This window comes from Pseudomonas sp. T8 (assembly GCF_024610635.1).
In the GTDB taxonomy this organism is placed as follows: Bacteria; Pseudomonadota; Gammaproteobacteria; order Pseudomonadales; family Pseudomonadaceae; genus Aquipseudomonas; species Aquipseudomonas chlororaphis_I.
In genome coordinates this window covers 5,699,199-5,716,204 of record NZ_CP102374.1, presented here as the reverse complement: position 1 = coordinate 5,716,204, position 17,006 = coordinate 5,699,199, and the positions used below count along the sequence as shown (strand labels likewise).

Below are 17,006 nucleotides of genomic sequence, written 5' to 3'. Positions count from 1 at the left end.
CACGGGCCTCAGAAAACCGCTTCATCGCAATACGCAACAACGACACAAGCTGGACGCTTGTTTTCACTCATGGAGGATGAAAATGTTAACCCTTGAAGACACACCCTTTACCCGCACAGGTCCTGCGCAAGCACTGCCACAGTGCCTGGTCGGCACCCTGCTCGATGCCGGACTGAGCGAAGTCGACGACAGCGCGGAACACGCCGCCCTGGCCGCCAGCCTCAACTTCAGCATTCAGCAGCAAACCCAGACCAACTGGTGCTGGGCCGCGCTGTCGGCCTCGGTCGGCAACTATTACCGCACCGGTTCCTGGACCCAATGCGGGGTCGCCAACGCACAACTGGGGCGCAATACCTGCTGCAACCAGCCGGGGCCGTGCAACGTGTACGGCTACCTGGACTCGGCCCTGCAAACCACCCGCAGCTTTGGTGGCATGAGCCAGGGCTCGATCCAACTGTCGGCCATCGACAACCAGATCAACATGGGTCGCCCCGTTGGCCTGCGCTGTGCCTGGTTTGGCGGCGGCGCGCACTTCCTGGCGATCTATGGCACCAACGGCAGCTACCTGCTGATTGCGGACTCCATCTACGGTTATTCGACCCGCGCCCTGAACACCTTCCCCCGTTCGTACAACGGCGGCGGCAACTGGACCACCACCTACTTCACTCGGAAAAACTAAGGAGGGCAGCATGCAACTGACTTATCCCAAGGCACCTGCCAACGGCGCTCAGGTACTGCGCCCGGCTCTCCAGGCCGCCCTGCAGAGCAAAGGTTTCGGCGTCAACCGCCAGTTCGCCCAGGCCACGGCCAGTAAAGTGAGCCTGTCCGAGCCCTACCGCGGCTACTCGCTGAGCCTGGAAGACCTGGCCCAAGGCAAAGGCCTGCAACAGGCGACGCTGGGGGACTGGCATTACCTGGTGTTCAGCGACGGGGTGTCGATTGCCGACGCCCAACTGGCCGAGATCGCTGGCCAGGTCGAGTTCTCGTCCCTGAACCACGGCGCCCTGGCGTCGGCCACGGTCAACGCGCTGAACCTGGCGGAACAGGCGCCGCACCTCAAAGGCCGGACCTTCGAGCTGCGGGTGTTGTTTGTCTCGGCGCTGCAGGTGGTGGCGATCTGGCTGCACGCCAGCGACGAAGACGTGCTGATCCCGATCGAGCCGACGCCCAAGCACCTGGCGAGCACCAAGCTGTACAGCGAGGCCGCGCTGCTGGCCTTGCTGGCGCCCGCCGCCCAGCGAGCGAAAGCGGCGTTCGATGCGGACACCACCGGGCTGTTGGGGAGCTGACCGCGCACCGGCGATCGGGCTGCGGTGAACGGAGGGTCACAACACTAAAACCTGGAACCGCAGCAATATCGCCCGCATAAAAAAGCCCCGGTCACTGACCGGGGCTTTTTGTGTTATCGCCTGATGGGGTTACGACGCCGAACGCACCGCACCCTGCTGGGCATTGTTCGGTTGCAGCTTGAACAGGTAGAACAGCACCGTCAGCAGCACCAGGAACGCCGGGCCCACATACAGCGCCACGCGGGTGTCCGGGAAGTAGGCCATCAGCCCCACCACCAGTACCAGGAACGCCAGGGCCAGGTAGGAACTGATCGGGTACAGCCACATGCGGTATTTCAGGCCAGCACGTTCCGAGGCGCTCAGGCCTTTGCGGAACTTGAGCTGGGCCAGGAGGATCATCACCCAGGTCCAGATCGCGCCGAAGGTGGCGATGGAGGTCACCCAGACGAACACCTTCTCCGGCACCAGGTAGTTGAGCAGCACACCCAGCAGCAAGGCGAAGATCGACAGCAGCAACGCGCGACGCGGTACGCCGTTGTTCGAGGTCTTGGCGAAACCGGCCGGGGCCTGGCCATTCTGCGCCAGGCTGTAGAGCATGCGCCCGGTGCTGAAGATGCCGCCGTTGCAGGACGACAGCGCGGCGGTGATCACCACGAAGTTGATGATACCGGCGGCGGTCTTGATGCCCAGGCGCTCGAAGGTCATCACGAACGGGCTGCCCTGGGTGCCGATTTCGTTCCAGGGGTAGATCGACAGGATCACGAACAGCGCGCCCACATAGAACAGCAGGATGCGCCAGAACACCGAGCCGATGGCGTTGGGAATGGTCTTCTGCGGGTTTTTCGCTTCACCGGCGGTGAGGCCGATCATTTCCACGCCCAGGTAGGCGAACATCACCATCTGCAGCGACATCAGCACGCCGGTCATGCCGTTGGGCATGAAACCGCCATGGGTCCACAGGTTGGAAATGCCCAGCGCCACGCCGTCATTGCCGAAACCGAAGGCGATGATGCCGACGCCACCGATGACCATGGCGATGATGGTGACGATCTTGATCAGGGCGAACCAGAACTCGAACTCACCGAAGGCCTTGACCGCGATCAGGTTGATCGAACCCATGCTCACCAGGGCCGCCAGGGCCCAGATCCAGCGCGGCACATCGGGGAACCAGATGCCCATGTACACCGCCACCGCGGTGATTTCCGCGACGCAGGTCACCAGCCACAGGAACCAGTAGTTCCAGCCGGTGAGGAAGCCCGCCAGCGGGCCCAGGTAGTCTTGCGCGTAACGGCTGAAGGAACCCGCGACCGGGTTATGCACGGCCATCTCGCCGAGGGCGCGCATGATCACCAGAATCGCCAGGCCGCCGAGGATGTAGGACAGCATGATGGCCGGACCGGCCATTTCAATGGCCTTGGCCGAACCGAGGAACAGGCCGACACCGATACAGGCGCCGAGCGCCATCAAGCGAATATGCCGTTCGCCGAGTTCGCGTTTCAGCGGGCCGCCTTGAGCGGTCTCGCCTTGGGGCAGGTGGTTGCCAACTGGCATAGGGTACAACCTCATCTTGTTATTGGATGTGAGCCACCGAGTCTGTAAGGAGCGGACGGATAACCCGTACCCGCCAGATCGGATCGACCTTGTGGGCCGACACGTCTTGTAGGACAAATCCTGCAAGATCAGTGGGGCGTGCAGTATAAAAAGCTGACGGCAGGCTTTTTCACTCTATAAACAGCTAAATTCAGAGAGAAATCTCGGTATCTTCGGGTTTTGCGGAGTGGCATTACCTGGATTTTTTGCCGTTTGTCATTTTTGAACGGCGCCGAGTATTGCACAGCCATGGTGCAGCGTCATGCCCCTACCTAGGACCTATTTACCGGTCGTGATGGCTCTATCTCAGGCTTCTTTCGCCTCACCCCCCCCTGTAGGAGCAAGCTTGCTCGCGATGGTCGTCAACGATGACGCGGTGTATCCGAAGCATCGCGGCGCCCTCGGGTTTATCGCGAGCAAGCTCGCTCCTACAGGGGGAGGTGAATGCTTTCAGGTCGATCACAAATTTTTCACCATTGCCCACCACCGTCTAAGCTTCAGACAAGTCCGATCAATTTGCGTGAATGGATCAGTCGACTATGGGTGCTTTGCGACAGACCGATTCGAGTAAAAATGTAGTGCCAACTGATCGCGTGGAAGAAGCGCCTATCCCTGAAAAGTCCCATTCCAGCCGGCTTTGGTGGCGGCTGTTCTGGCTATTGCTGCTGATGGCGCTGGTCGCCCTCGGCTTTGCCGCGTCCAAGGAAATGCGCACCTCGAAACTGCAGGCGCGCGAACTCAGCAAGTTCGCCGCGGACCTGAACTACGCCATGGCGCCCGGGCCCAGCGATGCCATCGTCTACCCCGGCGCCGGCCCCTTCGACAAACGCCTGGGCTACAGCGCCCTGGATGATTTCCTCGCGCGCCTGCTCAAGCGCGGTTACGTGGTGGAGGCCCAGACCCGCTTCTCCCCCGCCTTGATGAACTACAGCGAAAACGGCTTCTTCGTACCCTATACCGAGAAGATTCAGGCCGGGCTGTCGATCACCGATTGCCGCGCCGCGCCGCTCTATCAATTCAAGTACCCGCAACAGCTCTACTCGAACTTTGCCGCCATCCCGCCGGTGATGGTGCGCAGCCTGTTGTTCATCGAGAACCGCGAATTGCTCGACCCCGACCAGCCCCTGGCCAACCCGGCGGTGGACTGGCCGCGCTTCGGCAAGGCTGCCTGGTCACAGGTGGCCAAGCTCCTGCACCTGCCCGGGCAGACGGCGGGCGGCAGCACCCTGGCGACCCAACTGGAAAAGTACCGGCACTCGCCAGACGGCTTGACCGTGTCCGGCGCGGAAAAGATCCGGCAGATGATTTCCGCCAGCGTGCGCGCCTACCAGGGCGGCCAGCAGACCCTCGAGGCGCGGCGACGCATCATCCGCGACTACCTCAACAGCGTGCCGCTGTCGGCGGTGCCCGGCCACGGTGAAGTGCACGGCATGGCCGAAGGGCTGCGGGTTTGGTATGGCGCCGACTTCGCCCAGGTCAACGAGCAGTTGGCGAGCACCGCCAGCGATCCGCAGAGCCTGGCGCAACGTGGCCTGGCCCTGCGCCAGGTGCTGTCGTTGATGATCGCCCAGCGCCGGCCTTCGCATTACCTGTCCAAGGGCCGCCGGGAACTGGCCGAACTCACCGACAGCCATATCCGCCTGCTGACCCAGAACGGTGTGATCGATACGCCGCTGTCGGCCGCCGCCCTGGCCAGCAAGGCCACCTTCCGCGACTGGGTGCAGGAACCGACGATCCAGCCGATCGAGACCAACAAGGGCATCAGCGTCGCCCGCAGCCGCCTGGCCGGCCTGCTCAACCGGCCGCTGTACGACCTCGACCGCCTCGATCTGTCGGCCACCAGTACCCTGCAAAGCGACCTGCAACGCCAGGCCACCGAGTACCTCAAGCACCTGGCCGACCCGGTGTTCGCCGGCGAGATCGGCCTGCTCGGCGAACGCCTGCTGACGCCGACCAGCACCACCCAGGTGCGCTACAGCTTCACCCTGCTCGAACTGACGCCGGACGGTTCGCGGGTGCGGGTCCAGACCGATAGCACCGACCAGCCCTTCGACATCAACGAAGGCAGCAAGCTGGAGCTGGGCTCCACGGCCAAGCTGCGGGTCCTGACCACCTACCTGCAGATCATTGCCGAACTGTACGAGCAGTACGGCGCCGAAACCCCGGCGGTGCTGAAGAAAGTCGAGATCGCCGAACAGGATCGCCTGAGCCGCTGGGCCGTGGACTACCTGATCCAGAACAACGATCGCAGCCTGCCGAAAATGCTCGAGGCGGCCCTGGACCGCAAATATTCGGCCAGCCCCGGCGAGAGCTTTTTCACCGGCGGCGGGCTGCACACCTTTCATAACTTCCGCAAGGAAGACAACGGCCGCATGCCGACCCTGCGCGACGCCCTGCGCGAGTCCATCAACCTGCCCTTCATCCGCCTGATGCGCGACCTGGTGCGCTACAGCACCTACGCCGGCCCGAGCAACAGCGCCAACCTGCTCAAGGATGACGGCGACCCGCGGCGCCAGGAATACCTGGCCAAGTTCGCCGACCGCGAGGGCACTTCCTTCCTCCTGCGGTTCTGGAAGAAGTACCGCAACAAGGACACCCAGGCGCGGCTGGACACCTTCCTCGACAGCATGCACCCGACGCCGATCCGCCTGGCCGCCGTGCACCGCTACCTGCTGCCGGAGGCCAGCCAGGAGAGTTTCAACAGTTTCATTCGCTCGCACCTCAAGGGCGCCAAGCTCACGGAAAAACTCACCGACGAACGCCTGGACAAGCTCTATTACAGCTACGGCCCCGGCTCCTACGACCTGCCCGACCAGGGCTATATCGCCAAGGTGCACCCGCTGGACCTGTGGCTGCTCGGCTACCTGCTGAACAACCCCGACGCCAAGTTCAGCGAGATCGTCAAAGCCAGCGAATTCGAGCGCCAGGAGGTCTACAGCTGGCTGTTCAAGAGCCGGCACAAGAGCGCGCGCGACAGCCGCATCCGCACCATGCTGGAGATCGAGGCGTTCCTCGACATTCACCAGCGCTGGCAGAAAGTCGGCTATCCCTTCGACCATCTGGTGCCCTCGCTGGCGACCGCCATCGGCAGCTCCGGCGACCGCCCCGCGGCGCTGGCCGAACTGGTCGGCACCATCCTCAACGACGGCGTGCGCATGCCGACCCTGCGCATCGACAGCCTGCATTTCGCCGCCGATACGCCTTATGAAACCAAGCTGGTCAACGACCCGGCCGAGGGCAAGCGGGTGATGCCTTCGCAAGTGGCCACCGCGCTGCGCGGCGCCTTGTCGCAAGTGGTGGATGCCGGTACCGCCAAGCGCCTCTCCGGCAGCTTCAAGCTGGCCGACGGCACCCCGCTGGCCATGGGCGGCAAGACCGGCACCGGCGACAACCGCATCGAGGCCGTCGGTTCCGGCGGACGGATTCTCAGTTCGAAATCCATCAACCGCACCGCCACCTTCGTGTTCTATATCGGCGAACACCACTTCGGCACCCTGACCGCCTATGTACCGGGCGCCTCGGCCCAAGGCTTCAAATTCACCTCGGCCTTGCCGGTCCAGGTGCTCAAGGGCATGGCGCCGATCCTCACGCCGTACCTGCAACCGGGCAGCAACACCCAATGCCTGGGCAGCCTGGCGCAACGCTGAATCCTCCCGCCGTCCAATAACCGCTGCCTGTAGCCGCTCTCCGCAGGAGGCGTGCTCTTGAGGCCCTCAAAAGGTCCTCCGGACCTTATCGCAGCCTTCGGCAGCGGCTACAAGAATGCTTCTCAACTCCATTCTCCGACAAACGGCAGGTCTGGCTGTCACGGAAGTACTTGCGCGGCATTTAAGATATATCTTAAGTTATGTCTTAACCAAACAGGAGAAAGAGAAAATGAGAGAACACCATCATCCCCACCGCGAGTACGGCGACGGCCACGACGGTTTCGAGAAACGCCCCGGGCGCGAACGCGGCGGCCGCGGCCCGCGGGTCTTCGCCCCCGGCGACCTGAAGCTGCTGTTGCTGGCGCTGATCGCCGAACAGCCGTGCCACGGCTATGACCTGATCCGCCAGATCGAGGGCATGTTCGATGGCGCCTACAGCCCCAGCCCGGGCGTGATCTACCCGACCCTGACCTTCCTCGAAGAGAGCGAATTGATCAGCGGCGACGCCGAAGGCGGGAAAAAACGCTACAGCGTGACCGAGGCCGGTCGTCTGTCATTACAGGACCAGGCGATTGCCCTGGACGGCGTGCGCATGCGCATCGACGTCAGCAAACGCTCGCTGCGCGGCCATGATCGCCCGGCGGAAATCCACGAGGCGGTGCATAACCTGCGCCACGCCCTGCAGATGCACCACGGCCGCTGGAACCCGCAAGAAATCGTGCGGGTCCGCGACCTGCTGAACAACACCGCCCGCGCCATCGTCGACGGCCCGGCCACCCCTTCTACCCAGGAGTCAGCTGAATGAGCGCAGACAATTCGCCAACGATTCATCGGGTCAGCCACGAGATCAAACGCCGCCGCCTGGAAGTGCTGCGGGTGGTCGACCTGACCCCGCGCATGCGCCGCATCACCCTGGGCGGGCCGGAACTCGCGGGCTTCATCAGCCTGGGCAGCGACGATCATGTGAAGCTGCTGTTCCCGCAGAACGCCGAACAGCAGGCCGCCCTGGAAACCCTGGTACTGGGCCCGGGCAAGGACAACGGCGTGATGCCGGCCATGCGCGACTACACGCCACGGCGCTACGACCTGGATATCGGCGAGCTGGATATCGATTTTGTCCTGCACGGCGACGGCCCCGCCTCGACCTGGGCCGAACAGGCCAAGCCCGGCCAGTTCCTGCATATCGGCGGGCCCCGCGGCTCGATGATCGTGCCGGACATCTTCGACAGCTACCTGCTGATCGGCGATGAAACCGCGTTGCCGGCCATTGCCCGGCGCCTGGAAGAACTGCCGGCCGGGCGCCGGGTACTGGCGGTGATCGAGGTCCAGGACGCCGCCGAGCGGCAGGTGCTGCAGAGCGCAGCGCAGGTCGAGGTGATCTGGGTCGAGCGCGACGGCGGCCAGCAGGACCTGCTCAGCACCGTGCGCGGGCTACAGATGCCGAGCGGCAAGCTGTACGCCTGGGTCGCCACGGAAAGCAAAGTCTCGCGGCAGATTCGCCGGGTGCTGCTGGACGAGCACCGACTCGACGACGCGTTCGTGAAGGCCGCCGGTTACTGGCGCCTGGACAGTAGCGAAGAAGAGTGACGGACTGCCAAGCCTCGTTCCTACAGACCTGCCTCTGTAGGAGCGAGGCTTGCCCGCGATGACCCCCTTCCAGTCACCGCACACTCAAACCCAGCGACGCCCCAACCAACGATCCAGCCCGACAATCCCCAGCGCCACCAGCACAAACCCCGCCAGAATCCCCAACGCATTCACGAACGCCTGTGCATAGCCCAGCTTGTCCACGTCGACAAAAGGATAGGGATACAGCCCCAGCACATGCCCGCGCAGCAGGACATAAGCGAAATACAGCAGCGGGTAGAGCATCCACCCGGCGACATGCCGCAACCCCAGGCGGCCCTTGGGTACGCAGCACCACCAGTAGACGAGAAACAACAGCGGCATCACGTCGTGCAGCAACTCGTCCGCCACCAACTGCCAACCCTGGGGATGCCACAGATGACGCAGCAACAGGCTGTACGCCAGCCCCACCAGCAGAATGCTGACCGCGATACCGCTGCTGACCCAGGGTTGCAGGAAAAACCGCTGCCCCCGTGAGCTACGCAGGTTCAGGGCACAGGTCAGCACCACCGCCACCAGGGTGTTGGTGAGCACGGTGAAGAAACTGAAAAAGTTGATCAGCCCGCCCAGTAGGCTGGCGTCCACCGTCCAGCGCAGATGAAGAATCAGGTACAGCTGGATCGTCAGCCCCGCCCAGCCGAGCAACGCGGCCAGCGCAGTGAACAGCCGTTTGCCGCCTGAAGGAAAAACCGGCTCGACAGCCATCGAAGGTCCTTAGAGCGGGCGTTTGGTGCGCTGCAATTTCACGTACAGCTGCTCGACTTTCTCCCGCGCCCAGGGCGTCTTGCGCAAGAAGGTCAGGCTCGACTTGATGCTCGGGTCGCTCTTGAAGCAGCGGATATCGATGCGCTCGGCCAACCCCTGCCATTCGTAATGTTCCACCAGCGCCTTGAGGATCTGTTCCAGGGTGACGCCGTGCAGCGGGTCGTTGTTCGTTGCAGTCATGCCGGGCCTTTGAGCAAGAGAAAAAAGGAAGTCGCGCACCTTAGCCGAGGGTTCGATCCGGTGGAAGGGCGAACACTCATCAACTGTAGTCGCTGCCGCAGGCTGCGATAGCGCCGAAGGCGCTCATGCACCTGAGATCGCCGCGAGCGCTCCGCTCGATCGCAGCCTGCGGCAGCGGCTACATCGGAACGAATGCCCCCTCTCCTGGAAAAGTTCCTTCCTTTTCGCGCCAAGAGAGATGTTATATTGTATCAATACAAAACAAACCCCTGATCCAGACACCTCGCCGTGTCACGCCTGTTCTCTTTTGACTCAAAGCGCACAGCCCCGCGCTTGCCAAGGAATGACCGATGTCCCTCTCTGCCCACCGCCCTTCTCGCTCTCTACTCTGGCGCCTGACGCCGCTGTCCGCCGCCTTGCTGCTCGCTTCCCAGGCCCACGCCCTGGAGCTGCAACCGCAGGTCATCACCGCCAACCCGCTGGGTAGCCAGCAAACGGCGGCGCCGAGCACGGTGCTGGAAGGCGACGACCTGACCCTGCAACAGCAAGGCAGCCTCGGCGAAACCCTGAATAAACAGCCGGGCGTGTCCTCGTCCTACTTCGGCCCGGGCGCCAGCCGGCCGATCATTCGCGGCCTGGATGGCGATCGCATTCGCCTGTTGCGCAACGGCGTCGGCGCCCTGGATGCGTCGTCGCTGTCCTACGACCACGCGGTGCCGCTGGACCCGGTCAACGTCGACCGTATCGAGATCGTCCGTGGCCCGGCTGCCCTGCTGTATGGCGGCAGCGCCATCGGCGGCGTGGTCAACACCTTCGACAACCGCATCCCCACCGAAGCCATCGAAGGCATCCACGGTGCCGGTGAATTGCGCTACGGCGGTGCCGACACCACCCGCAGCAGCGCGGGCAAACTGGAAGCCGGCAACGGCACCTTCGCCCTGCACCTGGACGCCAACTCGCGGCAGTTCAACGACCTGAAAATCCCCGGCTACGCCCGCAGCCGCCATGCCCCGCCGAGTGAAGACGGCGACGGCAAGAAAGGTCGCCTGGGCAACAGCGACGGCCGTCAGGACGGCGGCGCCATCGGCGGTTCCTACACCTGGGACGACGGTTACGCCGGGCTGTCCTACAGCAACTACGACTCCAACTACGGCTCGCCCGCCGAAGAGGACGTGCGCATCCGCATGAAGCAGGATCACTACGCCTTCGCCTCGGAACTGCGCAACCTCGACGGCCCTTTCAGCTCGCTGAAATTCGATGCCGGCTACACCGATTACGAGCACCGCGAAATCGAAGGCGGCGAGACCGGCACCATCTTCAAGAACAAGGGTTACGAAGCCCGTGTCGAAGCCCGCCACCAGCCCCTCGGCCCGCTCAATGGGGTGATCGGCACCCAGGTCAGCCGCAGCGAGTTTTCCGCGCTCGGCGAAGAGGCCTTCGTGCCCCAGACCGACACCGACAGCGCCGCGCTGTTCATCCTCGAAGAGCTGCAGGCCACCGAACGCCTGAAACTCAGCCTCGGCGGACGCCTGGAACACACCCGCGTCGACCCGGACAGCAAAGGCAACGAACGCTTCAGCCAGGCCGACAGCTCCAACAGCTTCACCGCCGGTAGCCTGTCGTCCGGCGCGGTCTATACCCTGACGCCGATCTGGTCCGTGGCCGCCACCCTGGGCTACACCGAACGCGCCCCGACCTTCTACGAGCTGTATGCCAACGGCGCCCACGTGGCCACCGGCACCTATGAAGTCGGCGACGCCAACCTGTCGAAGGAAAAAGCCGTGTCCAGCGACCTGGCCCTGCGTTTCGACAACGGCACCCACAAAGGCAGCGTCGGGGTGTTCTACAGCCACTTCTCCAACTACATCGGGCTGCTCGGCAGCGGCCGCACCCTCAACGATGAAGGCGAGGAAGACGCCGGCGGCATGCCGGAATACACCTACTCCGGGGTCCGCGCGCGGTTTACCGGTATCGAAGCGCAGGATCACTGGAAGCTCGGCGAAAGCGCCTACGGCAAGTTCGCCCTGGAACTGTCCGGCGACTACACCCGCGCCAAGAACCTGGACAACGGCGAAGCCCTGCCGCGCATCGCCCCGCTACGCCTGAACAGCGGCCTGCTGTGGGAACTGGATCGCTGGCAGGCGCGCATCGATGTCGAACACGCCGCCAGCCAGCGTCGCGTGCCGGACAACGAAAGCGGCACCGACGGCTACACCACCCTGGGCGCCAGCGCCGGCTACCACTTCGATATCGGCAGCAGCCAGTGGCTGGCCTTCGTCAAGGGCGAGAACCTGACCAACCAGACCGTGCGTTACGCCAGCTCGATCCTGCGCGACATCGCCCCGGCCCAGGGGCGCAGCATCGAGGTCGGTTTGCGCACCACCTTCTGAGTCCCCCCACAATCGCAGCCTTCGGGCTGCGATTTTCCTCTCCGCCCCCTCCCCCTCAGAACCTGACTCCCACGGCATTGCGCAATCCCCAGCCTGTACCGCCAGGCCGTGACCGGGCAAAATGCGCCGCTTTATCTTTCCAAGGTTGCGTACCTGTCATGACGGCCTGAAGCAGTGCCATCAACCCGTGACCTCCCGCAGAAACCGGATTTCCACCCAACAAAGGACTGACCCCTTGTTCAACCTCACACGCCCGTTCGCCGTGCTTTTGGCACTCACCCTCTCGCTTGATGCTGTCGCACTGTCCCTTCATTCGGAAAAACGCGCAGATGGCACAACCGTGCTGCAGCTCACCAATGCCCCCGCGCCGGCACGACCACCGCAACTCAATGAAGACCCGGCGGTGCGCGCGGCCCTGATCGACTTCATCGGCTACGCCACCGGCAGCTTCACCAGCGACGGCTCCATGATCGTGACGCAAGTACTGGATTCCCTCGACTCAGAGTTCTCGACGTTCGAGAAAGGTGTACCTGCCGGACGCAAAATGCTCACGGCCATGGATCATGGTCACGGCTTTGAACGCGCCGCGCTGCTGTTGGACGACAAGGGGCAGTTGCTCACCGTTGGGCTGGTGAATGGGCACTGCACCGTCAAATCCAGGGACGAAACCTTGTCCTGCAATCCGGCACCGGAAACCGTGCTGACCATCTTCCAGGCCAAAGACGCCAAGAAGAGTGACGCCGAGCCGATCATTGCCTGGAGCAAAGAGTTGCCGCCAATGGTCGCGTCTTGGGCCGAAAGTGAAGATCCCGAAACCCGTGCCCGGGCGCAAAAGATCGCCACCGTTGAATACATCACCACTGCACCGGAAAAAGACTCCTGGAACGCCTCACAACTGCCTGCCGACTTCCCGAAGGCGATGCTCGGGTTGCTACCTAAAAACTCCCACTTGGTGGGCGCGGGCGTCGATGGTTTTTTCACCACCCCGGGCCTGAAAGGCGCGCCGATTTACGGCGACTACGACGAGATAGCGGGCAGGCCCCGGCATGATTTCGAGGTGCTATTGAAAACCTACGCGCCGTTCCCCGAGGTCGTGAAGTTCTACCAGGAACAGGCAAAAGGCGCCGAGTTACGCGCAAACGATGAAAAAGCCCTGATTGACGGTGTCATTGGCGGCGGTACTTACAAGATCGAGATCAAGGATGAAGAGGAAGAAGGAACATCCATCACGTTCTCCGGCTGGAGAAAAGAAGTCTGAAAGTCCTTAGTTGAACCCGCACAACAACAGGGGCGAGTTATTCAAAGTAGAACGACGTGCCCCCTGTTTGACCGAAAGAAGATTGACAGTAGTTCCATGCCTAATACCAACGGCTGGAAAAAGCACACTGTTACCAAATTCGAAATGATTCATGTCACTAAAAGCGCTTTCTCTCCAAGAGGAGGCGCTTTATCCTTACGCCCCCAACGCTGAATCGTTTTTTTTCCTTAAAACAGTGGCTACCGCTTGCGACCCCTGAGGTTCGCAACGCGCGATACCCCCTGTTTTTCTGACCTCTTATAAAAAGCCCTTACCTGACAACTTATGCCTAATTTCAAGCCTCTCAAAGACAGCGCTGTCTTGCACCCTACTGCCAGCCAGAAAGCCATGACCCTGCTCAGCGCCTTCGGACTGGCCACTTGCGCCCAGGCTGCGCCGGCCTTCGACAGCGAGTCCCCCTGGATGCTCGGCGACTGGAACGGCAACCGCACCGAGCTGGCAAAAAAAGGCTACGACTTCAAGATCGACTTCGTCGGCGAAATGGGCGCCAACCTGCATGGCGGTTACGACCATGACCGCACCGCGCGCTTCAGCGACCAGTTCGCCTTCGGCAGCCACCTGGACCTGGGCAAGATCCTCGGCTGGAACGATGCCGAATTCCAACTGACCATCACCAAGCGTGACGGCGACAACATCAGCAACGACCGCATCAACGACCCGCGGGTCGGTGGCTTCACCTCGGCCCAGGAAGTCTGGGGCCGCGGCCAGACCTGGCGCCTGACGCAGATGTGGTACCAGCAGAAATTCCTCGACCAGAAACTCGATATCAAGGTCGGCCGGTTCGGCCAGGGCGAAGACTTCAACAGCTTCCCCTGCGACTTCCAGAACCTGGCGTTCTGCGGCTCCCAGGTCGGCAACTGGGCCGGCAGCGTCTGGTACAACTGGCCGGTCAGCCAATGGGCGCTGCGGGTCAAATATCACCTGACCCCTGAGCTCTACGCGCAGATCGGCGCCTATGAGCAGAACCCGTCCAACCTCGAACGCGGCAACGGCTTCAAGCTCAGCGGCAGCGGCACCCAGGGCACCCTGCTGCCGGTGGAGCTGGTGTGGACGCCGAAGCTCAACGGGCTGCCGGGTGAATACCGCGCCGGTTACTACTACAGCAGCGCCAAGGCCACTGACGTGTACAAGGACAGCAACGGCCAGCCGGCGGCCTTGAGCGGCGAGGCCTATCGCAGCAGTTCGAGCAAGCACGGCCTGTGGCTGGGCGCGCAACAGCAGATCACCAGCCTGGCCAGCGACCACTCGCGCGGCTTGAGCCTGTTCGCCAATGCGACGATGCACGACAAGAAGACCAACGCCATCGACAACTATGTCCAGGCCGGCCTGGTCTACAAGGGTCTGTTCGATGCACGCGCCAAGGACGACATCGGCTTCGCCATGGCCCGGGTCCACGTCAACCCGGCCTACCGCAAGAACGCCGAAGCGACCAACCAGGCCAACCTCATCCAGGACTACGACAACCCGGCCTACCTGCCGCCCCAGGACACCGAATACAGCGCCGAGCTGTACTACGGCGTGCACGTCACCAACTGGCTGACCGTGCGCCCGAACCTGCAATACATCCGCCACCCGGGTGGCGTGGACAAGGTCGACGACGCACTGATCGGCGGGATCAAGATCCAGAGCTCGTTCTGATAAGCCCTGGGGCTCGCCCAATCTGAATAAAACTGTTTTTCCCAAACATTGCTGAACCATGCCCGCGCCTGATCGTCATCTACAGTGAACAAGCGCGGGACTACCTTAAACGTCACGGAGAACCACACTATGAGCACTGATGGTGCTTCAAGTCCGAGCCGCCTGCTGCCGAGCCTGCTCGGTATCTTGCTGCTGCTAATGGGCCTGGCCATGCTGGCCGGGGGGATCAAGCTGAGCATGCTCGGCGGCTCGCTGTACTACCTGTTGGCCGGTATCGGCCTGATCGTCAGCGGCGTGCTGCTGCTGGCGGGGCGTAGTTCCGCGCTGCTCGTCTACGGGGTGGTGCTGTTCTTAAGCTCCGTCTGGGCACTGTGGGAAGTCGGCCTGGACTGGTGGCAACTGGTGCCACGCCTGTCGCTGTTCTTTGCCCTGGGTGTGGTTCTGCTGCTGCCATGGTTCCGTCGTCCGCTGCTGCGCAACGGTCCGGCGCCGCTGGGTACCGCGGTACTGGGCGTGGCCGTGGTCCTGGCCGGCGGTGCCGCGATCAACAGCCAGTTCACCAACCCGGGCGAGATCTCGGGCGAACTGGGCCGTGAAAGCGCCGACACCACCAGCGCCGCGCCGACCATGCCCGAAGGCGACTGGCAGGCGTATGGCCGCACCGAGTTCGGCGACCGCTACTCGCCGCTGACCCAGATCACGCCGGCCAACATCGGCAAGCTGCAGGAAGCCTGGCGCATCCGCACCGGCGACATGCCGACCGCCAAGGACCCGGTGGAAATCACCAACCAGAACACCCCGCTGAAGGTCAACGGCATGCTCTATGCCTGCACCGCCCACAGCCAGGTGCTGGCGCTGGACCCGGACACCGGCAAGGAGATCTGGCGTTTCGACCCGAAAATCCAGGGCCCGAACGGCGACGACTTCCGTGGCTGGGCGCACATGACCTGCCGCGGTGTGTCGTACTACGACGAAGCCAACTTCAACAAGTCCGATGCCATCAGCACCCCGGCCAGCCTCTCGGCCGCCGGCCAGGCCATCGCCGCCAGCTGCCCGCGTCGCCTGTTCCTGCCGACCGCCGACGCACGCCTGATCGCAATCAACGCCGACACCGGCAAGGTCTGCGAAGACTTCGGCAACAAAGGCGCGGTGGACCTCAAGGCCGGTATCGGCCCGTTCACCCCGGGCGGCTACTACTCGACATCGCCGGCCGCCATCACCCGTAACCTGGTGATCATCGGCGGCCACGTGACCGACAACGAGTCGACCAACGAACCGTCCGGCGTGATCCGCGCCTTCGACGTGCACGACGGTCACCTGGTGTGGAACTGGGACGCCGGCAACCCCGACGTAACCACTCCGCTGCCTGAAGGCCAGACCTACACCCGCAACTCGCCGAACATGTGGTCCCTGGCCAGCGTCGACGAGAAGCTGGGCCTGGTCTACCTGCCGCTGGGCAACCAGATGCCTGACCAGTGGGGCGGCAACCGCACCGCGGGCGCCGAGAAATTCAGCGCCGGTACTGTGGCCCTGGACATCGACACCGGCAAGCTGCGCTGGAACTACCAGTTCACCCACCATGACCTGTGGGACATGGATGTGGGCAGCCAGCCGACCCTGGTGGACATGAAGACCGCGGACGGCATCAAGCCGGCGCTGATCCAGCCGACCAAGCAAGGCAGCCTGTACGTGCTGGACCGTCGCGACGGCACCCCGATCGTGCCGATCCAGGAAGTACCGGCTCCGGCCGGTGCGGTCGAAGGCGACCACACCGCGCCGACCCAGGCCCGTTCGGACCTGAACCTGCTGCCACCGCCGCTGGAAGAAAAAGGCATGTGGGGCGCCACGCCGTTCGACCAGATGCTGTGCCGCATCCAGTTCAAGGAACTGCGCTACGAAGGCCAGTACACCCCGCCATCGATCCAGGGCAGCCTGATCTACCCGGGTAACGTCGGTGTGTTCAACTGGGGCAGCGTATCGATCGACCCGGTCCGTCACCTGCTGTTCACCAGCCCGAACTACATGGCCTTCGTTTCCAAGCTGGTGCCGCGCGCCGAAGTCGCCGCCGGCAGCAAGCGCGAAAGCGAAACCTCCGGTGTGCAACCCAACACCGGCGCGCCGTACGCGGTGATCATGCATCCGTTCATGTCGCCGTTCGGCGTACCTTGCCAGGCTCCGGCCTGGGGCTACGTGGCCGGTATCGACCTGACCACCAACAAAGTGGTGTGGAAGCACAAGAACGGCACCAGCCGCGACAGCTCGCCAGTACCGATCGGCCTGCCCATCGGCGTGCCGAGCATGGGCGGCTCGATGGTCACCGCCGGTGGCGTGGGCTTCCTCAGCGGCACCCTGGACCAGTACATCCGCGGTTATGACGTGAACAACGGCAAGGAACTGTGGAAATCCCGCCTGCCAGCGGGCGGCCAGGCCACGCCGATGAGCTACACCGGCAAGGATGGCAAGCAGTACGTGCTGGTGGTCGTGGGTGGCCACGGCTCGCTGGGCACCAAGATGGGCGACTACATCATCGCCTACAAACTGTCGGAATAAGCGTTACCGGCGG

12 protein-coding genes are annotated in these 17,006 nt (G+C 63.2%); 9 read left to right on the top strand and 3 right to left on the bottom strand.

Translation table 11 applies throughout. From position 1 onward, the window contains the following. Positions 1-82 precede the first annotated feature (82 nt). Together NRG23_RS25960 and NRG23_RS25955 are read left to right on the top strand one after the other, a co-directional pair. Positions 83-679, top strand: a complete 597-nt coding sequence (locus NRG23_RS25960; protein ID WP_009050596.1) for a papain-like cysteine protease family protein — start codon at positions 83-85, stop codon at positions 677-679. A gap of 10 nt (positions 680-689) precedes the next feature. Then, positions 690-1,289 carry a hypothetical protein gene (locus tag NRG23_RS25955; RefSeq protein ID WP_009050597.1) on the top strand — a complete coding sequence of 200 codons (600 nt, stop codon included), beginning with the start codon at positions 690-692 and terminating at the stop codon, positions 1,287-1,289. Between the two features lie 129 nt (positions 1,290-1,418). On the opposite strand, the gene NRG23_RS25950 is transcribed toward NRG23_RS25955, so the two are convergent. Then, positions 1,419-2,840: an amino acid permease gene (locus NRG23_RS25950; protein ID WP_028683296.1), complete on the bottom strand. Its 1,422-nt coding sequence runs from the start codon at positions 2,838-2,840 to the stop codon at positions 1,419-1,421. Positions 2,841-3,418: 578 nt separating this feature from the next. Between NRG23_RS25950 and NRG23_RS25945 the strand changes: the two genes are divergently transcribed. From NRG23_RS25945 to NRG23_RS25935, 3 genes are all read left to right on the top strand, one after another. After that, the gene (locus NRG23_RS25945) at positions 3,419-6,526 is read left to right on the top strand and encodes a transglycosylase domain-containing protein (protein WP_009050599.1); all 3,108 of its coding nucleotides are present in this window, start codon (positions 3,419-3,421) and stop codon (positions 6,524-6,526) included. A gap of 229 nt (positions 6,527-6,755) precedes the next feature. Then, complete coding sequence (locus tag NRG23_RS25940; protein WP_028683298.1) at positions 6,756-7,331, top strand: PadR family transcriptional regulator; 576 nt, start codon at positions 6,756-6,758, stop codon at positions 7,329-7,331. Further along, entirely contained in the window at positions 7,328-8,113 is a 786-nt protein-coding gene (locus NRG23_RS25935; protein WP_038634838.1) for a siderophore-interacting protein, read from the top strand. Before NRG23_RS25940 ends, NRG23_RS25935 begins: the two co-directional genes overlap by 4 nt. Before the next feature lie 84 nt (positions 8,114-8,197). Here the strand turns inward: NRG23_RS25935 and NRG23_RS25930 are convergent, their stop codons facing one another. Further along, a complete protein-coding gene (locus tag NRG23_RS25930) occupies positions 8,198-8,857 on the bottom strand; it encodes a Pr6Pr family membrane protein (RefSeq protein ID WP_257372799.1) in 660 nt (219 codons plus the stop codon). 9 nt (positions 8,858-8,866) lie between these two features. Further along, the gene (locus NRG23_RS25925) at positions 8,867-9,097 is read right to left on the bottom strand and encodes a VF530 family DNA-binding protein (protein WP_007923118.1); all 231 of its coding nucleotides are present in this window, start codon (positions 9,095-9,097) and stop codon (positions 8,867-8,869) included. A gap of 350 nt (positions 9,098-9,447) precedes the next feature. Here NRG23_RS25925 and NRG23_RS25920 point away from each other — a divergent pair, with 350 nt between their 5' ends. The 4 genes from NRG23_RS25920 (at position 9,448) to NRG23_RS25905 (ending at position 16,993) form a co-directional block, all read left to right on the top strand. Continuing rightward, entirely contained in the window at positions 9,448-11,487 is a 2,040-nt protein-coding gene (locus NRG23_RS25920) for a TonB-dependent receptor (protein ID WP_016703464.1), read from the top strand. Positions 11,488-11,722: 235 nt separating this feature from the next. Next, entirely contained in the window at positions 11,723-12,745 is a 1,023-nt protein-coding gene (locus tag NRG23_RS25915; protein ID WP_257372796.1) for a hypothetical protein, read from the top strand. A gap of 324 nt (positions 12,746-13,069) precedes the next feature. Further along, positions 13,070-14,443 (top strand): carbohydrate porin, encoded by a 1,374-nt coding sequence (locus NRG23_RS25910; RefSeq protein ID WP_081359929.1) that lies wholly within the window; start codon positions 13,070-13,072, stop codon positions 14,441-14,443. Positions 14,444-14,572: 129 nt separating this feature from the next. Further along, positions 14,573-16,993, top strand: coding sequence for a glucose/quinate/shikimate family membrane-bound PQQ-dependent dehydrogenase (locus NRG23_RS25905; RefSeq protein ID WP_016703467.1), 2,421 nt, complete (start codon positions 14,573-14,575; stop codon positions 16,991-16,993). The last annotated feature ends 13 nt before the right edge of the window (positions 16,994-17,006 follow it).